The sequence below is a fragment of the Mangrovibacterium lignilyticum genome, assembly GCF_010882175.1.
In the GTDB taxonomy this organism is placed as follows: Bacteria; Bacteroidota; Bacteroidia; order Bacteroidales; family Prolixibacteraceae; genus Mangrovibacterium; species Mangrovibacterium lignilyticum.
This window is the reverse complement of sequence record NZ_WKLH01000001.1, coordinates 1312968-1334703: the sequence shown is the minus strand read 5'-3', so window position 1 is coordinate 1334703 and position 21736 is coordinate 1312968. Positions and strand designations below refer to the sequence as shown.

Below are 21736 nucleotides of genomic sequence, written 5' to 3'. Positions count from 1 at the left end.
TCAAAGGATTGTTATAACTACCACAGAATATACTCTTAAAGAATATGGAAGAACAAGATAAAATATTACATGAAGTAACGTCGAAGGAGTATGAGTTCGGGTTTAGCTCTGATTTTGACATGGATACCATTCCAAAAGGTCTGAATGAAGATGTTATCCGGGTGATTTCGGCGAAAAAGGAAGAGCCGGAATTCATGCTGAATTTTCGACTGGAAGCTTTCCGCAAATGGCAAAAAATGACCATGCCGGATTGGGCTTATCTGAAGATTCCACCAATCGATTTTCAGGAAATCATTTATTACGCTGCTCCAAAGAAAAAACCACAATATGAAAGTTTGGATGAAATAGATCCCGATTTGTTGGAAACATTCAATAAGCTCGGCATTCCACTCGAAGAACAAAAAATATTATCAGGTGTCGCTGTTGATGCTGTTATTGATAGTGTGTCCGTAAAAACGACATTCAAGGAAACGCTGGCTGAAAAAGGAATTATTTTCTGTTCTTTTTCTGAAGCCGTGAAAGAGCATCCTGATTTGATTCAAAAGTATCTTGGAATGTCTGTTCCGGTTACCGATAACTTTTTTGCAGCCTTGAATTCTGCGGTTTTCTCCGACGGTTCATTCTGCTACATTCCGAAAGGCGTTAAATGCCCGATGGAATTGTCAACTTATTTCCGGATCAATGCTTCCGGAACAGGTCAGTTTGAGCGTACACTGATCATTGCTGACGACGATAGCCAGGTAAGTTACCTCGAAGGTTGTACGGCTCCGATGCGCGACGAAAACCAGTTGCACGCAGCAGTGGTCGAAATTATCGCACTGGACCGTGCCAATGTGAAATATTCGACTGTTCAGAACTGGTATCCCGGCGATAAGAACGGTAAAGGCGGAGTTTATAACTTCGTAACCAAACGTGGCATCTGCCGTGGCGAATCATCAAAAATTAGTTGGACGCAAGTTGAAACCGGATCAGCAGTTACCTGGAAATATCCAAGTTGTATTCTGATGGGCGACAACTCAGTTGGCGAATTTAACTCGGTGGCGCTAACCAATAATTACCAACAGGCAGATACCGGTACAAAGATGATCCACATTGGTAAAAACACGAAAAGTACGATTATCTCGAAAGGGATCTCTGCCGGGAAAAGCGACAATGCTTACCGTGGGTTGGTGAAAGTAATGCCGGGAGCAAGCAACGCCCGTAACTTCTCACAGTGCGACTCGCTGCTGTTGGGGTCGAATTGTGGTGCTCACACGTTCCCTTATATCGAAGTGGCGAATAAGTCATCCATCATTGAGCACGAAGCGACAACTTCAAAAATTGGCGAAGATCAGATTTTCTATTGTAACCAGCGCGGTATCTCAACTGAAGATGCCATTGGTATGATTGTAAATGGTTACGCGAAGGAAGTGTTGAACAAGCTGCCAATGGAGTTTGCAGTGGAAGCACAAAAGTTGTTGCAGATTAGTTTGGAAGGAAGTGTGGGTTAATCCCCGTAGAATATTGAATGTGAAACTTGGAATATAAAAACAGATATGCTTACAATAAAGAATTTAAGAGCCTCAGTTGAAGGCAAAGAAATATTAAAGGGAATCAACCTGGAAATTAAGCCGGGTGAAATTCATGCGATTATGGGACCAAACGGTGCCGGTAAAAGTACCTTGGGAAATGTATTGTCGGGTCGTGAAGGCTATGAGATTGAAGAAGGTGAAGTTACCTTCCTGGGTGAAGACCTGTTGGATTTATCTCCTGAAGATCGTGCCCGCAAAGGTTTATTCCTGAGCTTTCAATATCCGGTAGAAATTCCGGGTGTTCCAATGGTGAATTTTTTGAAGACGTCTGTCAATGAGCACCGCAAATTTAAGGGTTTGGAGCCTTTAACTGCCGGCGAATTTTTGAAGCTGATGCGTGAAAAGAAAGACATGCTTCACTTGGATTCTCAACTGACAAACCGTTCAGTAAATGAAGGTTTCTCGGGTGGTGAAAAGAAGAAAAATGAAATTTTCCAAATGGCCATGCTCGAACCGAAACTGGCTATTCTGGACGAAACTGATTCCGGATTGGATATTGATGCCCTTCGAGTGGTTGCAGAAGGCGTTAACGCTCTGAAAAGCCCTGAGCATTCAACCATCGTGATCACTCACTACCAACGCTTGCTCGATTATATTGTGCCCGATTTTGTACACGTGTTGTACAACGGACAAATCGTCAAGTCGGCCGGTAAAGAGCTGGCTCTGGAGTTGGAAGAAAAAGGATACGACTGGATTAAAAAAGAATTGGTTTAAGATGACTCAAACGCGAATCAATAAAAAAGCTGTAAGCGAAAAGTACAGCGAACTATATAAGGAGAAGCGCAGCCTGCTCGACGAAGGTTCTTCGCCGCTGCTGAATCGCATGCGTGATGTCTCCATGAAACGTTTTGAGCAGGTCGGTGTACCAGGCTTTAAAAACGAGGATTATAAATACACGAATCTGGAACGTGTTTTCGGGAAAGAGTATCGCCACGTGTTGGCCTATGAAACCGTTGACGTAGACCTGAATGAAGTGTTTCAATGCGATGTTCCGCAGCTCGATACGTATACTGTTTTGTTGATTAACGGATGGTATTATGCACGCAACCTCCAATTGGAAGGTTTACCGGAAGGTGTTGTGGCAGGTAGTTTGAAACAGATTTCCAATGAACAGCCCGAGTTGTTGGAGAATTATTTGAATCGTCAGGCAGCTTTGTCAAACGATCCGTTGGTTGCGTTGAATACTGCCTTTGCGAAGGATGGATTTTTCCTGTATGTGCCCGAAGGTGTGAAATTGGAAAAACCTATTCAGGTGATCAACCTGACCCGTGGTCAGGAAGCAACGTTCTCAACCCAACGTAATTTGATTATTACCGGGGCTAAGACTGAAGCAAAAGTAATTTTCTGCGATCATACTTTGAGCTCAATTGATTGTTTAGGAAACAACGTGACCGAAGTCTTTGTGGGTGATGGTGCAGTGGTTGATGTTTACACGATACAGAATCAGAATAACAAGTCGAACTCGGTGAATTCAAGCTTCTTTAAAGTTGGAGAGAAATCGAACTTGTTATCGGGTGTCGCCTGTTTGCATGGTGGATTAATCCGGAACAACCTTGTCGTGAGTCTGGATGGCGAGCATTCTGAAGCCGGTGTCTTTGGAATGTCATTTACGGACAAACGTCAACACGTGGATAATTTTACCAATATATTGCACAATAAGGCGAATTGCTTGAGCAATCAGCTATATAAAAATGTGTTGGATGAGGATTCTGTAGGCGCATTTACCGGCCGTATTCATGTGGCCCGCGATGCACAAAAAACCAATGCTTTCCAGCGTAATAACAATGTATTGTTGACCGACACGGCGAAGATGAATACAAAACCGCAGTTGATTATTGATGCGGATGATGTAAAATGTAGCCATGGGGCAACGGTTGGTCAAATCGATTTGGACGCTTTGTTCTACATGCGTGCACGTGGGATCAACGAGAACGATGCCCGTATGATGCTGATGAATGCATTTGCTCATGAGGTTGTACAGGAAATCAGAGTAGAGGCATTACGCGATCGGATTGACGAGTTGGTGGAAAAACGCCTGAAAGGTGAGTTAGCCAAATGTCACTCGTGCGACATAAATTAATAGATCAGTATAATATATATTGTAAAAGACTCGTTATTTGCGAGTCTTTTTGCTTTTTAAGGATATTCTTTCTTAGATTAGCAGCTCCATACCACAGAAATAAGCGATTCGAAGTAAAAGGGAATGTTGTGACTTAGTAATACTTGTTTAACCAGTTCTTTATGAGACAAACTAGATTTTATGTGCTTGTGTTGATTGGGATGATTATGTTTGCTTGCGATTCGGAAAATTCAAACTCAGATTCTCAAAGTGATCAAAAAATTATTCTTCAATTACAAAACCTGGACAGCCGTGTCCATACCGATAATGCCGGCGTAGTTGAAAAACAGGGTATGCCTGCAATGCCTGAAAATTTCTTTAGTACGGAATCGTATATCAGTAAATCTGCTACAATTGATTCTGAAGTTGCCAGTGACTTACCCCTTATGCTGATTGCGGAAGTTGATGCTCCCGAGTATGATGGTTTGGTGTTACAGGCCACGCACGTCTGCTTCAACGGCAATTATGCTTACGTTTCTTATAATGTGAAAGGAGCAAGCTATTTGGGAGCTGTTGATGCAATCGATATCTCGGATCCAACGATGCCGCAGTTAGCGATGCATGCTGTTTTCCCGAGCATGGATATCAGTTCGCTGACCATTAAGGATGGTGTGCTGTACATGGCCGGAGCGCGCGATGTCGATGCTTACGAAAACGTTACTAACCCTGCCGTTTTGGTGAAAATGACCCTGGATGGCGACATGCTTTCAGATGACATTCTGTTTATCGAGTTAAGCAGCTACGTTGGAACGGATGTGGTTGCCGGAGAGAACGATTACTATTGTGTGTCGGGTAATACTGGTGCGCTTTCAACTTTTACATTTAGTGAAGATCTGTTGACTTCTTCAATCAATACGGATGATCTTCGTGCTGTAGGTATTGATGGCGACAAGCTGGTAACCCTGAGTGGAACACAAGGTGTGCATGTTTACACGTTGAGTACAATGGCTGAAGCGACAAGCTTCACGGTTAGTAGCGATGTTGCTGAAGCCAAGCGTACAATCGATTTTTATGACAACCATGTTTTAGTGTCGGAAGGATATGACGGTTTGGGTGTTTACAGCCTGGCCGACGGTTCTCAGAAAATTTCTATTCCGGTCGCTTCTATTACTGATCCTGAGATTATCGCTGAAGAAGTGGTTTGTAATGCGGTAACAGTGAACGACGAACACATTTTTATGGCCGAGGGTGCTGCCGGTGTTGTCGTATATAGTTTAGTTGCCAATGGCTTGGATAACCCGGTTGAAATTGGCGGACTGAGCCTTGAAGGTTCTGCAAACTACGTTAAGAGCGGCGACGATTACATCTTTGTTGCAGACGGAACAGGGGGATTGAAAATCTTGAAAGTCCTTAGCTGTGCTGATGATGAGGGTGACACTGGCGAAGAAACGCCAACATATACTTGTAGCAGTTACCCTGCCTATACCGGAAACAGCTGGTTAAATGTGAATTCAAATGACGATCAGGCTTACAGTGGTTCTGCCAGCTTGGGAGGAATGAACATCAGTGCTCAATTGATCTGGTGTGGCTCGTTGGCCGTCAGCCAGCATGTGAATGTGAACTCACAAGGTGAGTTTGTGATCATCGGTTCTTTGGCAACGGGCCAGAAAAAGAACGGAAATGCAAGCAGCGGGACTTCTTTGATTGTGAACCAGAAAATGATTGTTGACGGTTCGTTGGTCGTTTACGGCGATTTAATTGTTAACAGCGGTGGTTCGCTCGAGTTTGTAGGCAGCAGTAGTTCGATTGCTGTTTACGGTGATGTGACGATCAACAATAGCGGCGAAATTATTGGTGATTACACCGACGAGACCGGCAATGTGAAACTGTAGTTAAGTAAAAATAACGATAGCAAAAATCCATCCTTAGGGGTGGATTTTTTTGTTTTCCGTTGTTTCTTACAAATGGAAGGGGACTGCAATGTTTTTGGATTGTTAATCCCTTTTCGCGCTGCATCCGAAATCATTCCTCTAATTAAAAAATTAGTAGCTTTGTGAGACTGCATAAAATGGAATGAACAATGACACTCGATATAGCCCGCATACGAAAAGATTTCCCGATTCTGGATCAGAAGGTTTACAATAAACCACTGATTTATTTTGATAGTGCTGCCTCGTCGCAAAAACCTATGCAGGTTTTGAAGAAGGAGGAGCAGTTGCACCTTGAATATTATGGGAATATCCACCGCGGAGCACATTTTCTGGCTGACAAAGCGACTATCGAATACGAAGCTGTTCGCGATCAGTTGAAAGCCTTTATTAATGCTCCCAATCGCGAGGAAATCATTTTTACCAAAGGAACAACCGAGAGCATTAACCTCGTGGCTTTTTCTTTTGGCGAGGCTTTTATCGGTGAAGGTGATGAGATCATTGTTTCCGAAATGGAGCATCATGCCAATATTGTGCCCTGGCAAATGGTGGCTGGCCGCAAAGGAGCAAAAATCCGGGTGTTGCCCTTTGAGGATAATGGTCGCCTGATGATTGAGAAGCTGGATGAACTCATCAATCCGAAAACCAAACTCATTGCGGTGGCTCATGTGGCCAACACACTCGGCACAATCAACCCGGTGAAACAAATCATCGCTAAAGCCCATGCAGCTGGTGTGAAGGTGTTGGTCGACGGCGCTCAGGCGGTGAAGCACCTGCCGGTCGATGTGCAGGATATGGATACCGATTTTTATGTTTTTTCAGCCCACAAAATGTATGGACCCAACGGTGTTGGTGTGCTTTACGGCCGCAAAGAATTACTGGAGCAAATGCCACCTTACCAGGGTGGGGGCGAGATGATCTCGGAAGTAAGCTTTGAGAAAACGATTTATAACGACCTGCCCTATAAATTTGAAGCCGGTACGCCACACATTACCGGGGTAGTAGCTTTTGGTGAAGCCATTAAATACCTGGAGAACCTGGGTGTAGCAGAAGTCGCGGAATACGAACATAAACTGCTGGCTTATGCGACTAAAAAGCTGATGGAGATTCCCGGGATGATTATTTACGGAACCCAAGACGAGAAGTCGGGCGTGATCACCTTCAATATCGAAGGTATTCACTCGTTCGATATCAGCACGATGCTCGATAAAATGGGGGTTGCTGTTCGTTCCGGGCGCCTTTGTGCCGACACCGTCATGCAGCATTACAATGTTACAGGAACCATCCGAGCTTCCTTTGCTGTTTACAACACCTTCGAGGAAATTGACCAGTTTATCGCCGCTTTGAAAAAGCTGGTGATGATGTTGAGCTAATTCCGGCCCAGGACTAGCCGGATAATACGGTTGCCTCGACTGTTTCCCAACTCTTTTTCTCGCTCTTTCCCCTGAAGGAAAGTCGTTCCCGTTTATGGGACGACTAAGTTCCTGTTTTTCTGTACATCCTGTTATCATTCATTGACTTTAATTGCTTTTTGCTGTAAAATATGTCCTCTATTCTTAACTATTTTTATGCAACTGTAAGTCATGCAGTAATTCATGTTGAAAACATATAAGGATTTGTTGTTGATGATGTTGTGATGTTGAAATATCATTAAGAAAAAGTGAGGTATAAGAAAGTAGATGAGCAATATAGATAATGTATATTGCAATATAAGTAAGCATTCAAGGAAACTATACAACTGAAATGCTGGTATCGTGATGTGTAAGTTTATTGCAAGTAATAATAACTTCAATATAGTTGACAATAACAGGAAGTAATATTTGTTTTGGGTGGTTTTAAAGCAGGAAGTTCGTAACTTATGCTGAAAACCGGAAATCATGGAACAACTGGAACTTAAAAGAATGGTTAACCGTCAGGTTCAAAAACGCGGAATGAATATTCGGAAACTGGCTCGCGAGTTGGATATTACGTACTCAGGTACTCATCAGCTGTTGGATCGGGAGAAGCTGCAGGTACAACGGTTGGCCGAATTATCGGAGGCTTTAAAGTATAATTTCTTTCGCGAGCTGGCCGAGCAGTTCGATTATCAGGAGCCGGACTACAGTGACAACAGCGAAAACGAGGCTTTGAAACAGCGTGTTAAAGAGCTTGAACTGGAGCAGAAAGTGTTGAAAGAAGCTATTTCGCTGATGAGGAGTTAAGGCGGGACGGTGCTTAGACCGCTTTTAGTTCAATACATAGAAAGGAGAGTTCGCCTATGTTGTTTCGTTGTCCATTTATCTTACTGCTTGGCTGTTTTTGCTTCCTGTTAACCAAACTGAATGCACAGGATAATTATTACTACAATGTTGGTCAGAAGGTTTTCTTTGAAAAAGGCGATCCGCAGGTGGCCCGTATAGGGAGTGCTAACATTTTTGCCAGCGATTTGGATCGCTTGTTGCAGGAAACCGGTATTGTCCGGCCCGATTCGTATATGGCGCAGGAGGGGCAGAGCCGTCAATTGGAAGTCAGGCTTTTTCCGCCCAATACCGCCGATGACCTCTGGAGGTTGTTGTGGCATGACGAGCGAATCGAGTACGTTGCGGGTCTGTATTACCATCTCAATTCACAGGATCCATTCTATTTTACAAGACAAATAGAGGTACGCTTGAAAGAAGAAGCCAGTGTGGATCGATTTCAGCGTTTGCTTCGTTATTATGGGCTGAATATCAGTCGGGAATATCGTCGCGATCCGCGTAAATTATTGCTGGTTGCCGGAAAGCCGGATGTTGACATAGTAACTACGGCTAACCGTTTGTACGAAAAAGGCTTGTTCGAATACTGTTATCCGGAGATGTTGGTGCGCATTCACTTTTACTGAAGAGGAACGACCTGCATTTTACTTCCCGTTCTCTTCACAAATTAGCACTTGAAATATTTCATTTTCCCAAACAACCTGATAATGGTATTGGCTGGTGAATTCGTCCAGCACGCGCAAATGCCCGGGCCAGTCGTCGAAGTGCCCGGGGCCGTCTGATGGCCAGTCAGCAAGTTTGGTTGCCTGCGTTTGCCGGATGATTGCTGGTAACTGTTTGCGATGAATCAGAGCCTCTGCGAGTTTGTCACGAAAGGTTTGCGGCTTGTAATACAGCTTGGGCCACGATGTTGAAATAAAGGGCTGCTTGTCGGTCAGGTAATTGAAAAGCGGTATTTCGATGAAGGACAATAAGTAGCTTTGGTCTTTCAATTTGGGTAAGCCGTCTTTTATTAGTTCATTCATTGCATTTGCTCGTGCGGGGGAGGTATAAATTAGTTTTAGCTTCGGGTGTCTGATGCTGTAGGTTTTCTGAAATCTCGATCCGGTATCGAAGTAGGTGTGTTGCCAAGCGTAGACTATTCCGCTTACAAGTAGAAGGATTGCCACAGCTTTTCGGAGTACGTCAACCAATTCTTTGGTAGGGGGCTGTATTTTTAGTTTGTTGAATGAGGGAGTACCGATCAGTAGCAACGGTCCCAGAAGCCACATTCCCCAAATCGATTTTCCCAGTCCCGAGTCGGACCCCAGAGGGGTAATAACCAACAGGAGCAAACCGGCAAAAGCCAGCAAACGAATCGTTTTGTTTGTATTGAGATTTAACATTTCATAAATACCGTAGTACAGCATGAGCCCGATAAACAGATACCTGATTTTACTCCATACCGGGTCGGGGAGGAAGATAAGGAACAGCAGCAAGATGCTTGCCATAATAACCAGTAAACGGTTGCTGTTAGGCCCTTGTAGGAGTCGAGGATGACGTTGATGAAACTTGTTCAATATGACTACTGCAATTAGAAACACAGTCAACATTACGAACGCATTGGCGTATCCGTAAAGATAGGAAAGAAGCATCGGTTTTAATCCGTGAGAAGCTTGCTGGTCTGCTCCCATGTAAACAATAAACCGAATGTTCTCCCAAAATAATTGCCAATGCCCCAATTCTTTAATTAACAATAAAATAAGTGTTGCTCCGGTAATGATCCCGGCAATTGTAATCCCGATATTTTTTAAAATTGTCGCTCGTTCGGTGTGTGAGATGATGCCGAAAAAAGGGATGAGCAAAAGAAAACCCAGGGAACTGATGTTGGATAGTTTAAAAAAGAAGCTTATACCTAGCAGGAGACCTGAAAGGTAAAGTAGGTAGGCTTTGGGTGTTAACAGCCCCCTTACCATAAAAAGCAAGCTGAGGCTATATCCCAAAGCAGTGAACAGATCGTAGTTCAAACATTCAGGACCTCCGCGAAGAATAAACACCGTTGTGATCGATAAGCTGATCAAAGCTGGTTTCCGGTCGGCGACAAGGCGTAGTAAATGATAAAAAACCAAGAATGTTGAGCTTGATACGAATACCCAGCCAATTCTCATCCAATAAAGCCCTCCGGCAGGGAAAAGCTTCATCCATAAAGCGCCGCAGACGTCGGACAGCCAAAACATCATCGAATATTGTACCGAATAGGGATCGTTAAAAATAAAATGAAAAGCTGACAGGTGAAAACCGGTGTCGGCCAGATCCAGACCCTGGAAAGTGAGTAATATTTGCCAGGTTAGGATAAGGAATAGGATCTGCCATTCGGTGATATTTTTGAAGTATTTCATGGGGTTTCAGAGATAAATGAAATAACAAAAATTTAGTATCCATCCCAAGAGAATCAATTTTAAAGGGTGGTCTTTCAAAAGCATCTGAACGGGCGGATCGGATGAATGTTTGATGAATATGAGTTGCAGGTAGCGAGAAATCCCGGCAGCAACCCAAAAGGTAGTTTCAAACAGAAATTGGGAGCCAATTCGTTGAATGCTTTCTGGCGCGATAGTATACATGATGTACACGAGAATGATGATAATTGAAATTATTATCATTAATATGTTTATCGTCCGGATTCCGTAGCCGCTAACCACCTTTCGGAGCTTTATGTTGTGTCTCCTGTAGTAGAGGACATCGACCCTTCTTTTTCCGAGGGCAATCAGCAAGGCCAGGAGACACGTCATGATCACGATCCATGAAGATAAGACGATGCCAGTAGAGAGCGAGCCAGCAAGGATCCGCAGGACGAACCCGAGGCTTATTGTCAGCACGTCAGCAATTGCAATTTTTTTCAGAAAGAGTGTGTAGCAAATATTCAGGACTTTGTAACTAAGCAATAGGAGGGTGAGCTTTAGCGAAATGGTGAGACTTAGAATTAAGCAAATGCTTGCTAAACTTATTTCAAGTAGCCGGGCTTTTCGGATGCTCATTTTGCCTGCAGCTATCGGTCGACACTTTTTCTCTGGATGTAACTGGTCTTCCTGAAGGTCCCCTATGTCGTTGAAAATATAAACAGAGCTTGCCATCAAGCAGAAGCAAATAAATGCCAGGCTTGCGTTTAAAATCAGGTCTACATGCAGGAGTTGGGTTGAAAAGAAAAGCGGAAGAAATACAAACAGATTCTTCAGGTAATGTGGGATTTTTAGGACTTGAATAAAGGGTTGATTCATTGTGGTTTCCATTTCATCCATTTGTAGTCAGCCAAATTGAGCATTGCTCTGTCTGCCTGGCTATCACCGTAGGCGTAAACAGGTCGGTGTTCACTTAAGTTGTAAGAGTTCCGAATTCTCCTTGCTTTCTCTATGCCGTGGCAGTTTCGACCTTTGATTTTCCCGGTAACTAGCCCGTCAATGGTCTCGTGCTCAGTTGCGATTAAATCGAAATTATTATCTAAGCACCAATCTTTTAGCCAAAAGTAAAATGAAGCGCTAACGATCACTATCCGTATTTGTTCCGATTGGAATCTACTTAACGTCTGTTTCGCTTCTGATCGAATCAACCCCGGGATTATTTTCTTGGAGAATTGTTCGCCTAGGCGTAGGAGATCTTTGTTTTTGGTTCCTTTGAAAAAATAAGTGAAGATAATTTCTTTGGCTTTCTGGTTTGAAATCACACCGGCTTTAAGCGCCAGCAGCGTTGGGAAGTTGAAGAACATTCCTGTTAAAAAGCGAAAATTCCCCTTCGTAAATCGAATAAATTGAATGAGAGAATCGCTTTGTGTTAGTGTTCCGTCAAAATCGAATAAGGCAAGGGGCATATTGACTATCTATTTTTGATGTTGAATATAACGTATTATTTGGAGAGAGTAAAAAAAAAAATTGGTGCGACGCTCTTTTTGGACAAGGCTTCGTCAATAGATATCAAACAAAAACAAAAACAGGAACTCGTACGAGTTCCTGTTCGCTTTTCTCTCCCTTTTGCTTGCTTTTAGTAAATAGACTCCATCTCGGGTATAGAAGCGCTATATTTTTAAGTCATCATCGTTTTTTTTTTATGATGGACTGTTTGATGTCTTTAAGTTGCCTGCAGTCTCGTTACGGATTGAATGACAGCGGCTAGCTGATCGGCTTGCACAACACCGTTGCCGGTCCATTTTACTTGTCCGTTTTGAAAAATTTTAAGGGTGGGGACGCTGCGGATTTGAAATTGTTGGGCAAGAGCCGGATTTTTATCCACATCAATTTTCAGGATACGAATATTTTCGCCCAGTTGGCTTTTTACCTGTTCAAGGATAGGAGCCATCATTTTACAGGGGCCGCACCAGGTGGCAAAAAAATCGACCAGAACCGGCGTGTTGCTGTTGATGATTGTCTTAAACTGTTCCATCCTGATCTTCCTTTTTGGCTTGAGGTTTCTTTTTCAGATCGCTGATGAAATAGCCCAGCAGCCCTCCGTATAAGGAGCTTGTATGCCAGTTCGATTGAATGGGACATGTTCCCGAAGTACAGCCAATGTAATACCAGTAGAGGTAGCCGGCAATAATACCGACTCCGATTCCCAGGGCTTGCCATTTGTGTTTGAGTAAAAATGCCTTCAGTTTCATTGCCGAAAATTTTCGACAAAGTAATAGTCCGGGATTCAGATTGAATGTGACTTGTGTCACATATGGCAAAAAAAATGCTAAAAGTGAATTATGCCGTCAGGCTTATAATTTGAGAATAATCAATCGCTCCTCGACTCAAACTAATGAGTTTCTTCTGCTCCATTTGTTTTAATAATCGGGAAACAACTTCCCGCGAGGTATTCAGATGATTGGCAATCTCCTGGTGTGTTCCCTGGAAAACAGTTTCTCCGGTTGCCTTAAAGCGGGCATAGAAATAACGACTGAGCTGTTCGTCCAGTCCCAAAAATGCAATAGCGTCGATTGTTTCCAAAAGTTCATCAAAGCGCTTTCTGTACGAGTACATAATGTAGGTTTTCCACGACGGATACTTGATCATCCAATGATCCAGTAAATCGGACGGAATGCGGATTATGGTGCTTTGCTGTTCAGCATAAGCATTTATATTGCTTTGTTGTTCGCCCACGCAACAAGTTAGCGCCATACTGCAGGCTTCCCCCGGATTCAGAAAGTAAAGTAACAGCTCTCTTCCTTCGCTGTCATTCCGCACAATTCGAATGTTACCTTCCAATACAATGGGAAATGATTTGATATATTGACCTTCACGTAAGATTTCATCTCCCGGGTTGAATTCCTGTACAATGCTGTTTTGGTGCATTTCAGCGATTAACTCTTTCTCGAAAAACGGAAATCGTTTTTCGAGGCTTGGTAAAATGCTTTTCATGAATATATAGTTAACCTGTTTATCGCAAAAAATACCGGGAAAATGAATTCCCGGTATCAAATATATTAAAAGTTTGTGGCTTCTAACTCAAAATAAGCTTGTTCATGTTCGCAAGCTGGACATTTTTTTGGCGGACGGGCCGATTCATGCAGGAATCCGCATACCCGACACTTCCAGGTTACTTTGCCTTCGCGTTCAAATACTTTGCCTTCTTCCAGATTGTTGTACAATTTGCGGTAGCGCTCTTCGTGATGCTTTTCAATTTTAGCGATCGTTTTAAACACCGTTGCAACTTGCTTGAATCCTTCTTCTTCGGCAATTCTGGCAAACTCCGGATATAGTTCAGTCCATTCTTCGTTTTCACCATCAGCTGCAGCCTGCAGGTTTTCCAATGTAGTTCCTACCTGGCCTGCCGGATAAGCTGCTGTAATTTCAACCATGCCTCCTTCTAAAAAGCCAAAAAAACGCTTGGCATGAGCCTGTTCGTTAATGGCGGTTTCTTCAAAAAGTGCAGCAATTTGTTCCAGTCCTTCAGCACGTGCTTGTTTGGCGAAAAATTCGTATCGGTTCTTCGCTTGTGATTCGCCGGCAAATGCTTTTAATAGGTTTTTCTCTGTTTGAGACCCTTTTAATGAATTCATTGAGATCTTTTTTATAGTTAATTTTTGGTTCTTCTTTCATCAAAAATACGAAATTTAACCCCATGGAATTATGGTTCAGTTTAATTTAGAATTATTCAATGAATTCATTTTTCTTTTCTTTTTCTTAATTATTACGTTGAAACGGTCGGATTATTTTAGATGCCTGAAAATTTTACGACATTTGGTACCCTAAAAGAACGAGTTATGACGATTGATCAAATCCAGGAAGAGATTAACGAAGAGTTTTCGATATACGAAGACTGGATGGATAAATACAGTTACCTGATTGAACTGGGTAATGATTTGCCGGAATTGGATTCAAAATTGAAAAACGACCAATATGTAATTAAAGGTTGCCAAAGTCGGGTGTGGCTGGTGCCGGAGATAAAAGACGGAAAAATATTTTTCCAGGGCGAAAGCGATGCCGTGATCGTAAAAGGTTTGGTGGCCCTATTGTTGAGGGTGGTTTCCGGACATACGCCCGATGAGATTTTGGGTAGTGAATTTCATTTTGTTGATGACATTGGTCTTAAGCAACATTTGTCGCCAACGCGATCAAATGGCTTAGTTGCCATGATCAAACAAATCAAGTTGTACGCTGTTGCTTATAAGAAGATTTCAGAATAGGAGGATATAATATGGATAACAGAATTGATCTGATTATTGAGAAAATGAAAGATGTTTATGATCCGGAGATTCCGGTCAATATATATGATTTGGGTTTGGTTTACAATGTCGACGTTGATGAAACCAATAAAGCCAATATCATCATGACTTTAACAGCTCCGGGATGCCCGGTTGCCGATATGCTGGTTGAAGATACCCGCCAGGCAGCGTTGGCTGTTGAAGGAATAGAAGATGCTCATGTTGAGTTAACGTTTGAGCCGCCATGGGACAAATCGATGATGAGTGAAGAAGCCCGTTTGGAATTGGGATTCTTTTAAGATATTGATTGAGTACTTCGTGAAAAGCTTTCAATTATAAACCCGGACAATCCGGGTTTTTTTATACCTTGTTGCCTGATGGACAAGCGAGAACAACGAGAACGTATTAAGGAAAAGGCGCTGGATATCGGGTTTTTGGCCTGTGGAATTTCAAAAGCTGATTATTTGGCAGAAGAACAAGCCCGGCTCGAAAAATGGCTTGCTGAAGGGATGCAGGGAGAAATGGAATACATGAGCCGAAACCGCGAAAAACGGTTGGATCCCCGGCTGTTGCACGAAGGAACAAAGTCGGTGATTTCAGTTTTGCTGAATTATTATCCCAAAGAGACGCAAAAAGATCCGGAAGCACCTGTCCTGTCGAAATATGCCTATGGTACAGATTACCATTTTGTTTTGAAAGATAAGCTGAAAGATCTGCTCAGGTTTATTCAGGATGAGATTGCACCTTGCAACGCACGGGCTTTTGTAGACTCGGCGCCGGTGCTCGACAAAGCTTGGGCGGTACGAGCCGGATTGGGCTGGATTGGTAAAAATACGAACCTGATCTCCGTTGAACACGGGAGTTTCTTCTTTATTGGAGAATTACTGATTGATTTGGAGCTGGAACCCGACGAAAGAATTGTAAGTAATCACTGTGGAAATTGCACGCGCTGCATTGATGCTTGCCCGACACAAGCCATTATAAAGCCTTATGTGGTGGATGCCCGGCGGTGCATTTCGTACCAGACCATCGAACAGCGCGGTGAGATTGATGAAGCCCTGTCTGGGAAATTTGATGATCGGGTGTTTGGTTGCGACATCTGCCAGGATGTTTGCCCCTGGAATTTGAAATCGGAACCGCACGATGAGGAAGCTTTTGATCCGCACCCGAAACTGATGGGCCTGAGCCGGAATGAGTGGACGAATATGGACGAGTCTCTTTTCGCGGAGCTTTTCCGGAAATCAGCTGTAAAACGGACCAAGTACAGTGGATTGATGCGGAATTTGAAATTTATTCAATCAGAAAAACAGTCAGAATAAGCTATGGCGATAAAACGCTTTGAATACAGTACCATTTTGTTCCCGATGGAACGAGGCATTCCGGGTACCTTTGCGGGATTTCCATTTGATGTACGCAAGGAATTCGGAACTGGCGGGCCGGTACGTATCAATTGCTGGATTGACGGTGTGCATAAAACAGGCAGTTTGGTTCCGATTGGGAACAGCGAGCATGCAATTTATATCCGCAAAGAAATATTGAAGAAGGTTGGTAAAAAAGAGGGTGATGAAGTCCGCATGGTCGTTGAGCAGGATCTGTCGCCGAAGGTGCTGGAAGTACCCGAGGATTTCCAATGGCTGCTGGATGAAGATCAGGAGCTGAAGGAGAAGTTTGAGGCTTTATCCTTTTCTTATAAGGAAGGCATCGTGAACTACATCAACCAAGCTAAAAGACCCGAAACTCGGGTGAAACGAATCGAGAATTTTATTCAGCGTGTCCGGGTTGGGTTTTACCCCGGGCAAAAATTAGAATAATTGGCTCCGGTGGAATAATGAATTAAAAAATACTTTACATTTGATCAAAATTTGCGGGAGTAGCTCAGTGGTAGAGCATCAGCTTCCCAAGCTGAGGGCCGCGGGTTCGATCCCCGTTTCCCGCTCAGGAAAATCAGTCTTTTGTCTGTCGATAATTGGCTGATTTTCTTTTTTCTATAAAAGTCTCGGTTCCGGAAAGTGCTGTCAGTATTCAGCTCCAAGGTGTCAAAATCACAAGAAGCATGAATATAAAACTGTTGTAAAATCTTTGAAAAATGGCGGTTTTTGAGGGCGGAGCAAAGAGTAATTCCCTATCTTTATGGAAAAGCAAGCAGCTATGGATACCTTGAAACTAATCGAACACGACCCTTGGTTAAAAAATCATGCATCGGAGATATTATCACGCTTTGAAGCTGCTATTAGTAAAGAGCAGGAATTGACAAATGGCGGAAGCCTGCGTGATTTTGCAAGCGGTTATTTATATTATGGTCTTCACCGAACTGATGAAGGCTGGATACTTCGCGATTGGGCACCAAATGCAACTGCCATTTACCTGATCGGAGATTGCAATAATTGGAAACAAGACGAAACTTATCGTTTTTTGCCTGTGGGCAATGGAAATTGGGAATTGCAGCTCGCACAGGACCAGTTGAAGCACGGCGATCTGTATGCATTCTCTATTCACTGGGAAGGCGGTAGTGGAACCCGTATCCCCGCTTGGGTGAATCGGGCCGTGCAAGATGACGAAACAAAGATATTTAGTGCACAGGTCTGGGGTCCCGATGAGCCTTATGAATGGATAAATACCGATTTTAATCGGGGTGAGGAAGCTCCTCTGATTTACGAAAGTCATATTGGAATGGCTGGCGCAGAAGAGCGTGTTCATACATATAACGAATTTCGCATGCATGTTTTGCCTCGAATTAAAGAGGCTGGTTACAATACGGTTCAATTAATGGCTATCCCGGAACATCCTTATTACGGAAGTTTCGGATATCACGTTTCCAGTTTTTTTGCACCGTCGTCGCGTTTCGGAACGCCCGGTGAACTCAAAGCCTTGATTGATGCGGCACATGGTATGGGAATAGCAGTGATCATCGATTTGGTCCATTCTCATGCTGTCAAGAACGAAAATGAAGGGCTTGGAAAATACGATGGGACCCGTTACCAGTTTTTTCACAATGGCCTTAAAGGGGAGCATCCGGCTTGGGATTCTTACTGCTTCAATTACGGTAAAAATGAAGTACTACATTTTTTACTTTCCAATATTCGGTATTGGCTTGAAGAGTTTAAGTTCGATGGTTATCGTTTCGATGGCGTGACCAGCATGTTATATTTCGATCATGGATTGGGCAAAGCTTTTACGGGCTATGCCGATTATTATAATGCCAACGTCGATGTTGAAGCGACGAGTTATTTCTACTTGGCTAATAAATTGATTCACGAGATCAACCCTCATGCTTTGTCGATTGCAGAAGAGATGAGTGGCATGCCGGGATTGGCCAGTCCACAGGATTATGGTGGTTTCGGCTTCGATTACCGCATGGCAATGGGGGTTCCTGATTTTTGGATCAAACTGATCAAAGAAGTTCCTGATGAGAATTGGGATGTTGGCCAAATCTTTTACGAATTAACCTCGAAACGATTGGATGAGAAAGTCGTGAGTTATGCCGAGTCGCACGACCAGGCTTTGGTGGGAGATAAAACCATCATCTTTCGATTGATTGATAAGGAAATGTATTTCAGTATGCGTAAAGATCAACCCAATTTGACGGTTGATAGGGGTATTGCGCTTCATAAAATGATTCGCTTAGCAACAGCTTCAAGCGCCGGAGGTTCCTACCTCAATTTCATGGGCAATGAATTTGGGCACCCTGAGTGGATTGATTTCCCGCGAGAGGGTAATGATTGGTCCTTTAAGCATGCCCGTCGGTTATGGAATCTTGCCGATGACCCAAATCTGCGTTTTCATTGGCTGGCCGATTTTGATCGGGAAATGATGCAGTGGATTCGAAAGAGCGGCTTGTTGTCTATTCCGGTAGTTCGTTGGCGATTTGACAATAAGGAAGACCAGATACTCGCTTTTCAACGAGGTGATTTTCTGATCATTTTCAATTTCAATCCTACAAATTCATATACGGGTTATGGTATTCCATTGGAAGCCTCGAAATTCAAGGTACTCTTCGATACCGATGAAGAGCGATTTGGTGGTCAAGGGCGAATTGACCATGGAATGACATATTATACTCGTCCGTTTGCGGGGATTGACAGTCAGCATTATTTGAATTTGTATTTGCCGGCCCGAACTGCGATGGTGTTAAAGAAAGAAGAATTTAAAAGAATCAGGTAAGAAGAACGAGATTTGAAGGTGAAGGCACGAAGATTGAATTTTAAATTTGGAAGTGATAACATATGAATCAATATTTTACAGAAGTAGAGCTTGCCGACTATAAATGGAAGTTGGACTATTCCAACAAAATTCTGTTTCTGGGATCCTGTTTTACGGAGAATATTGGTGGAAAGATGGCTGAATTGAACTTTCAGACACTCATTAATCCGTTTGGAATTGTCTATAATCCCATGTCTGTTGCGAATAGTCTGCAGGCATTGGTTGAAAAACGGGCTTATACGGAAGCCGATTTGTTTGAACAAAGTGGACAATGGGGAAGTTATGATTTTCATAGCAGGTATTCAGGTAGTTCGGCTGAAGAAACTTTAACTAAAATTAACAAACAGGTTGAATGTGGGCACCAGTTTTTGCTGGACGCAGATTATGTCATAATTACATTTGGAACGGCTTGGGTTTTCGATCTGAAAGAGACCGGTAAGGTGGTTGCCAATTGTCATAAATCTCCTGCTTCCGATTTTATCCGGTATCGCTTAACATTGGAAGAGATTGTTGAACGATTTAGGGATTTGTTAACAGTACTGCTGAAATTTAACTCAAAGTTGAAATTTGTATTTACCGTCAGCCCTATTCGTCATTTGAAAGATGGTGCAAGCGGGAATCAATTGAGTAAATCGACTTTGTTGTTGGCCGTTGATCAGCTTGTAAAGAGCTATGGAAAGGAGTGTTGTAGCTATTTTCCATCCTATGAAATTGTAATGGATGAGTTGCGTGATTATCGTTTCTATGCTGCGGATTTAGTGCATTTATCGCCTGTTGCAGTCGATCATATTTGGTTAAAATTTCAGCAAAGTTTAATCGATAAAAAGAGTATTGAATTGATGGCTAAAATTTCAAAAATTAGGAAGGCGATCAATCATAAACCATTCCGGAAAGATGCTCCGGAGTATTCAATTTTTTTAACACAGAATATGAAGAAGATAAAGGAATTAACAATTAATTTCCCTTATCTTAACCTTCAAAATGAAAAAGAATATTTTCAAAAGGAATTGAACGGATGTAAATAATGCTGATATTTTTCTTTAAAAATCTTTCAGTATGTTTGTAGCAAATCATCCCAGTTAATTTCTGATAATTGTCACAATAATTAAATTTTTAGGCTAAAGTCTGAAAAGTTATGAGCTATTTGAAATTTGATAAAAGTAATTTGGTCAATCTGGAGTATTCACTAACCAGAGAAGTACTGCGGGCAAACCGTGCAGGATCGTATATTAGTACCACAATTGCGGGCTGTAATACCCGTAAATATCATGGTTTGTTGATCTGTCCGGTGTCGGAACTATCAACAGATAAGCATCTGCTACTAAGTTCCCTGGACGAAACCGTTATTCAGCATGGTGCCGAATTTAATCTTGGTATTCATAAGTATGAAGGAGATAAATTCGAACCTAAGGGACATAAATATATCCGCGATTTCGACGCTGAGGTTATCCCAAAAACAACCTGGCGAGTAGGTGGAGTGGTGTTGACTAAAGAACGACTGTTAGTGGAGAATGAAGAGCAAGCTCTTGTACGCTACACACTTGTTGAAGCAAACTCTCCAACAACCTTGCGTTTCAAGCCTTTTTTAGCCTTCAGAAGCATCCATGAGTTGAGTAAAGCAAATTTGTATGCCAATACAAAATACACACCCGTTGCCAATGGAATTAAGATAAAGTTGTACGAAGGTTATCCCTTTTTACATATGCAGTTTTCTAAGGAGGCTGAATTTGTTCCGGTACCGCATTGGTACAACAATATTGAATATCAAAAGGAAAAAGAGCGTGGGTTTGACTACCAGGAAGATTTGTACGTTCCTGGCTATTTTGAAATTCCGATTAAAAAAGGAGAAAGTGTCATTTTCTCCGCTTCAACTGTTGAGGCCAAAGCAGGGGCTCTAAAAGCTAAGTTTACGAAGGAGTACAACAGCAGGATTCCACGCAATTCATTTTTAAACAGCATAAATAATTCCGCCCGGCAATTCATAATGCGAAGCGGAAAGCATACAGATGTTATTGCCGGTTTTCCCTGGTATGGCGGTATTACGCGACAAACTTTTGTCGCACTTCCAGGTCTTACATTGAAACACGACGACCGGGAAACGTTTGAGCAGATTTTGGAATCACAACTAACCGGGCTGAAAAATGGCTTGTTCCCGAAACTTTTCGGGAAACCAGAAAGCGGTTATGCGGCACTGGACACACCATTGTGGTTTTTCTGGGCAGTTCAGCACTTGTACACTGATGTCAAATGTGCCAAGTTTATCTGGATCAAGTATGGCCCGGCAATGAAAGAAATACTCAGCGCATATCGGGAAGGAACAGACCATGGAATTCATATGTACGACAATGGCCTTGTAGGTTCTGAACAACTCAATATGCCACTGACCTGGATGGATTCTGTTGTTGATGGGGAGCCAGTTGTGAAGCGAAACAGTATGCCTGTGGAAGTAAATGCTCTTTGGTATAATGCTGTTTGCCTGTCGCTTGAGTTGGCAAAGGCCAATCAGGATGACGCATTCATCAAGGAGTGGGACGAACTTCCCGCAATCATTGCAAAATCATTTATCGATCAATTCTGGTGTGAATCGGAACATTTTCTGGCCGATTCCGTCAGTTTAACTAATAAAGATTGGACGATACGTCCAAATATGGTAATTGCGGCAGCGATGGATTATACACCGTTGGATCGTGAAAAACAGAAATCTGTGTTGAGTGTTGTCAAAAAACAGTTGTTAACCCCAAGGGGATTGAGAACACTTAGCCCTGAAGATCCTCGCTATGAGGGTGCTATTGACGGCAGTATTGCGCAACGCGAAAAGGTTATTCACCAGGGAGCTGTTTGGCCATGGTTGATTCAGTTTTTCGTGGAAGCTTATCTGCGTATTCATAGGCGAGGAGGTTTGCATGTCGCAAAACGCATTTTAGAAGATTATGAAAACAGTATGTCTGAGCATTGTATTGGATCCATTGCTGAAATGTATACAGGCAACCCTCCGCATGTAGCTAAAGGGGCCATTTCTCAGGCATGGAGCGTTGCTGCGATTGCACGGGTCGTTCGGATGTTGGTCGATTTTGATGAATAATGTTTGT

21 protein-coding genes and 1 tRNA gene are annotated in these 21736 nt (G+C 42.8%); 15 read left to right on the top strand and 7 right to left on the bottom strand.

Features of this window, described 5'->3' with window-relative positions; all coding sequences use genetic code 11:
- Positions 1-44: 44 nt before the first annotated feature.
- From sufB to GJV22_RS05450, 7 genes are all read left to right on the top strand, one after another.
- Positions 45-1490: a Fe-S cluster assembly protein SufB gene (gene sufB / locus GJV22_RS05480; protein ID WP_163709828.1), complete on the top strand. Its 1446-nt coding sequence runs from the start codon at positions 45-47 to the stop codon at positions 1488-1490.
- A 45-nt stretch (positions 1491-1535) separates the two neighbouring features.
- The gene (gene sufC / locus GJV22_RS05475) at positions 1536-2285 is read left to right on the top strand and encodes a Fe-S cluster assembly ATPase SufC (protein ID WP_163709824.1); all 750 of its coding nucleotides are present in this window, start codon (positions 1536-1538) and stop codon (positions 2283-2285) included.
- Between the two features lies 1 nt (position 2286).
- The gene (gene sufD / locus GJV22_RS05470; protein ID WP_163709821.1) at positions 2287-3651 is read left to right on the top strand and encodes a Fe-S cluster assembly protein SufD; all 1365 of its coding nucleotides are present in this window, start codon (positions 2287-2289) and stop codon (positions 3649-3651) included.
- A gap of 161 nt (positions 3652-3812) precedes the next feature.
- On the top strand, positions 3813-5522 hold the full coding sequence (locus GJV22_RS05465) for an LVIVD repeat-containing protein (protein ID WP_163709818.1): 1710 nt from the start codon (positions 3813-3815) through the stop codon (positions 5520-5522).
- Positions 5523-5710: 188 nt separating this feature from the next.
- Positions 5711-6931, top strand: coding sequence for an aminotransferase class V-fold PLP-dependent enzyme (locus GJV22_RS05460; protein WP_163709817.1), 1221 nt, complete (start codon positions 5711-5713; stop codon positions 6929-6931).
- A gap of 504 nt (positions 6932-7435) precedes the next feature.
- A complete protein-coding gene (locus GJV22_RS05455) occupies positions 7436-7759 on the top strand; it encodes a hypothetical protein (protein ID WP_163709814.1) in 324 nt (107 codons plus the stop codon).
- A gap of 56 nt (positions 7760-7815) precedes the next feature.
- Positions 7816-8418 carry a hypothetical protein gene (locus tag GJV22_RS05450; protein ID WP_163709812.1) on the top strand — a complete coding sequence of 201 codons (603 nt, stop codon included), beginning with the start codon at positions 7816-7818 and terminating at the stop codon, positions 8416-8418.
- A gap of 18 nt (positions 8419-8436) precedes the next feature.
- On the opposite strand, the gene GJV22_RS05445 is transcribed toward GJV22_RS05450, so the two are convergent.
- From GJV22_RS05445 to rbr, 7 genes are all read right to left on the bottom strand, one after another.
- Positions 8437-10170, bottom strand: coding sequence for a hypothetical protein (locus GJV22_RS05445; RefSeq protein ID WP_163709809.1), 1734 nt, complete (start codon positions 10168-10170; stop codon positions 8437-8439).
- Positions 10171-10176: 6 nt separating this feature from the next.
- The gene (locus GJV22_RS05440) at positions 10177-11046 is read right to left on the bottom strand and encodes a UbiA prenyltransferase family protein (protein ID WP_163709806.1); all 870 of its coding nucleotides are present in this window, start codon (positions 11044-11046) and stop codon (positions 10177-10179) included.
- Entirely contained in the window at positions 11043-11633 is a 591-nt protein-coding gene (locus GJV22_RS05435; protein WP_163709803.1) for an HAD family hydrolase, read from the bottom strand. Before GJV22_RS05435 ends, GJV22_RS05440 begins: the two co-directional genes overlap by 4 nt.
- A gap of 257 nt (positions 11634-11890) precedes the next feature.
- Entirely contained in the window at positions 11891-12202 is a 312-nt protein-coding gene (trxA, locus tag GJV22_RS05430) for a thioredoxin (protein WP_163709801.1), read from the bottom strand.
- Positions 12189-12419, bottom strand: coding sequence for a DUF6132 family protein (locus GJV22_RS05425; RefSeq protein WP_163706908.1), 231 nt, complete (start codon positions 12417-12419; stop codon positions 12189-12191). The genes trxA and GJV22_RS05425 overlap by 14 nt, the downstream gene beginning before the upstream one ends.
- A gap of 88 nt (positions 12420-12507) precedes the next feature.
- Entirely contained in the window at positions 12508-13161 is a 654-nt protein-coding gene (locus tag GJV22_RS05420; RefSeq protein WP_163709799.1) for a Crp/Fnr family transcriptional regulator, read from the bottom strand.
- A gap of 65 nt (positions 13162-13226) precedes the next feature.
- Positions 13227-13802 carry a rubrerythrin gene (rbr, locus tag GJV22_RS05415; RefSeq protein WP_163709795.1) on the bottom strand — a complete coding sequence of 192 codons (576 nt, stop codon included), beginning with the start codon at positions 13800-13802 and terminating at the stop codon, positions 13227-13229.
- Between the two features lie 204 nt (positions 13803-14006).
- Between rbr and GJV22_RS05410 the strand changes: the two genes are divergently transcribed.
- The 8 genes from GJV22_RS05410 (at position 14007) to GJV22_RS05375 (ending at position 21729) form a co-directional block, all read left to right on the top strand.
- Positions 14007-14429 carry a SufE family protein gene (locus tag GJV22_RS05410; protein ID WP_163709792.1) on the top strand — a complete coding sequence of 141 codons (423 nt, stop codon included), beginning with the start codon at positions 14007-14009 and terminating at the stop codon, positions 14427-14429.
- 11 nt (positions 14430-14440) lie between these two features.
- The gene (locus GJV22_RS05405) at positions 14441-14746 is read left to right on the top strand and encodes a metal-sulfur cluster assembly factor (protein WP_163709789.1); all 306 of its coding nucleotides are present in this window, start codon (positions 14441-14443) and stop codon (positions 14744-14746) included.
- Between the two features lie 78 nt (positions 14747-14824).
- On the top strand, positions 14825-15766 hold the full coding sequence (gene queG / locus GJV22_RS05400; RefSeq protein WP_163709785.1) for a tRNA epoxyqueuosine(34) reductase QueG: 942 nt from the start codon (positions 14825-14827) through the stop codon (positions 15764-15766).
- 3 nt (positions 15767-15769) lie between these two features.
- The gene (locus GJV22_RS05395) at positions 15770-16258 is read left to right on the top strand and encodes a YdeI/OmpD-associated family protein (RefSeq protein WP_163709783.1); all 489 of its coding nucleotides are present in this window, start codon (positions 15770-15772) and stop codon (positions 16256-16258) included.
- Positions 16259-16311: 53 nt separating this feature from the next.
- Positions 16312-16383 (top strand) — tRNA-Gly (locus GJV22_RS05390).
- Positions 16384-16577: 194 nt separating this feature from the next.
- Entirely contained in the window at positions 16578-18608 is a 2031-nt protein-coding gene (locus GJV22_RS05385) for an alpha amylase C-terminal domain-containing protein (RefSeq protein ID WP_238480285.1), read from the top strand.
- A 62-nt stretch (positions 18609-18670) separates the two neighbouring features.
- Entirely contained in the window at positions 18671-19672 is a 1002-nt protein-coding gene (locus GJV22_RS05380) for a GSCFA domain-containing protein (RefSeq protein WP_163709780.1), read from the top strand.
- A 110-nt stretch (positions 19673-19782) separates the two neighbouring features.
- Positions 19783-21729, top strand: coding sequence for an amylo-alpha-1,6-glucosidase (locus GJV22_RS05375; protein WP_163709777.1), 1947 nt, complete (start codon positions 19783-19785; stop codon positions 21727-21729).
- Positions 21730-21736: the final 7 nt, after the last annotated feature.

What these genes read in the sequence shown, in the direction of transcription:
- sufB (WP_163709828.1), top strand. Translation starts at nt 45, where the DNA reads ATGGAAGAACAAGATAAAATATTACATGAAGTAACGTCGAAGGAGTAT.
- rbr (WP_163709795.1), bottom strand. Translation starts at nt 13,802, where the DNA reads ATGAATTCATTAAAAGGGTCTCAAACAGAGAAAAACCTATTAAAAGCA.
- GJV22_RS05450 (WP_163709812.1), top strand. Translation starts at nt 7,816, where the DNA reads ATGTTGTTTCGTTGTCCATTTATCTTACTGCTTGGCTGTTTTTGCTTC.
- GJV22_RS05445 (WP_163709809.1), bottom strand. Translation starts at nt 10,170, where the DNA reads ATGAAATACTTCAAAAATATCACCGAATGGCAGATCCTATTCCTTATC.
- GJV22_RS05395 (WP_163709783.1), top strand. Translation starts at nt 15,770, where the DNA reads ATGGCGATAAAACGCTTTGAATACAGTACCATTTTGTTCCCGATGGAA.
- sufD (WP_163709821.1), top strand. Translation starts at nt 2,287, where the DNA reads ATGACTCAAACGCGAATCAATAAAAAAGCTGTAAGCGAAAAGTACAGC.
- GJV22_RS05435 (WP_163709803.1), bottom strand. Translation starts at nt 11,633, where the DNA reads ATGCCCCTTGCCTTATTCGATTTTGACGGAACACTAACACAAAGCGAT.
- GJV22_RS05410 (WP_163709792.1), top strand. Translation starts at nt 14,007, where the DNA reads ATGACGATTGATCAAATCCAGGAAGAGATTAACGAAGAGTTTTCGATA.
- GJV22_RS05375 (WP_163709777.1), top strand. Translation starts at nt 19,783, where the DNA reads ATGAGCTATTTGAAATTTGATAAAAGTAATTTGGTCAATCTGGAGTAT.
- GJV22_RS05460 (WP_163709817.1), top strand. Translation starts at nt 5,711, where the DNA reads ATGACACTCGATATAGCCCGCATACGAAAAGATTTCCCGATTCTGGAT.
- queG (WP_163709785.1), top strand. Translation starts at nt 14,825, where the DNA reads ATGGACAAGCGAGAACAACGAGAACGTATTAAGGAAAAGGCGCTGGAT.
- GJV22_RS05455 (WP_163709814.1), top strand. Translation starts at nt 7,436, where the DNA reads ATGGAACAACTGGAACTTAAAAGAATGGTTAACCGTCAGGTTCAAAAA.
- GJV22_RS05420 (WP_163709799.1), bottom strand. Translation starts at nt 13,161, where the DNA reads ATGAAAAGCATTTTACCAAGCCTCGAAAAACGATTTCCGTTTTTCGAG.
- GJV22_RS05380 (WP_163709780.1), top strand. Translation starts at nt 18,671, where the DNA reads ATGAATCAATATTTTACAGAAGTAGAGCTTGCCGACTATAAATGGAAG.
- GJV22_RS05465 (WP_163709818.1), top strand. Translation starts at nt 3,813, where the DNA reads ATGAGACAAACTAGATTTTATGTGCTTGTGTTGATTGGGATGATTATG.
- GJV22_RS05425 (WP_163706908.1), bottom strand. Translation starts at nt 12,419, where the DNA reads ATGAAACTGAAGGCATTTTTACTCAAACACAAATGGCAAGCCCTGGGA.
- sufC (WP_163709824.1), top strand. Translation starts at nt 1,536, where the DNA reads ATGCTTACAATAAAGAATTTAAGAGCCTCAGTTGAAGGCAAAGAAATA.
- trxA (WP_163709801.1), bottom strand. Translation starts at nt 12,202, where the DNA reads ATGGAACAGTTTAAGACAATCATCAACAGCAACACGCCGGTTCTGGTC.
- GJV22_RS05385 (WP_238480285.1), top strand. Translation starts at nt 16,578, where the DNA reads ATGGAAAAGCAAGCAGCTATGGATACCTTGAAACTAATCGAACACGAC.
- GJV22_RS05405 (WP_163709789.1), top strand. Translation starts at nt 14,441, where the DNA reads ATGGATAACAGAATTGATCTGATTATTGAGAAAATGAAAGATGTTTAT.
- GJV22_RS05440 (WP_163709806.1), bottom strand. Translation starts at nt 11,046, where the DNA reads ATGAATCAACCCTTTATTCAAGTCCTAAAAATCCCACATTACCTGAAG.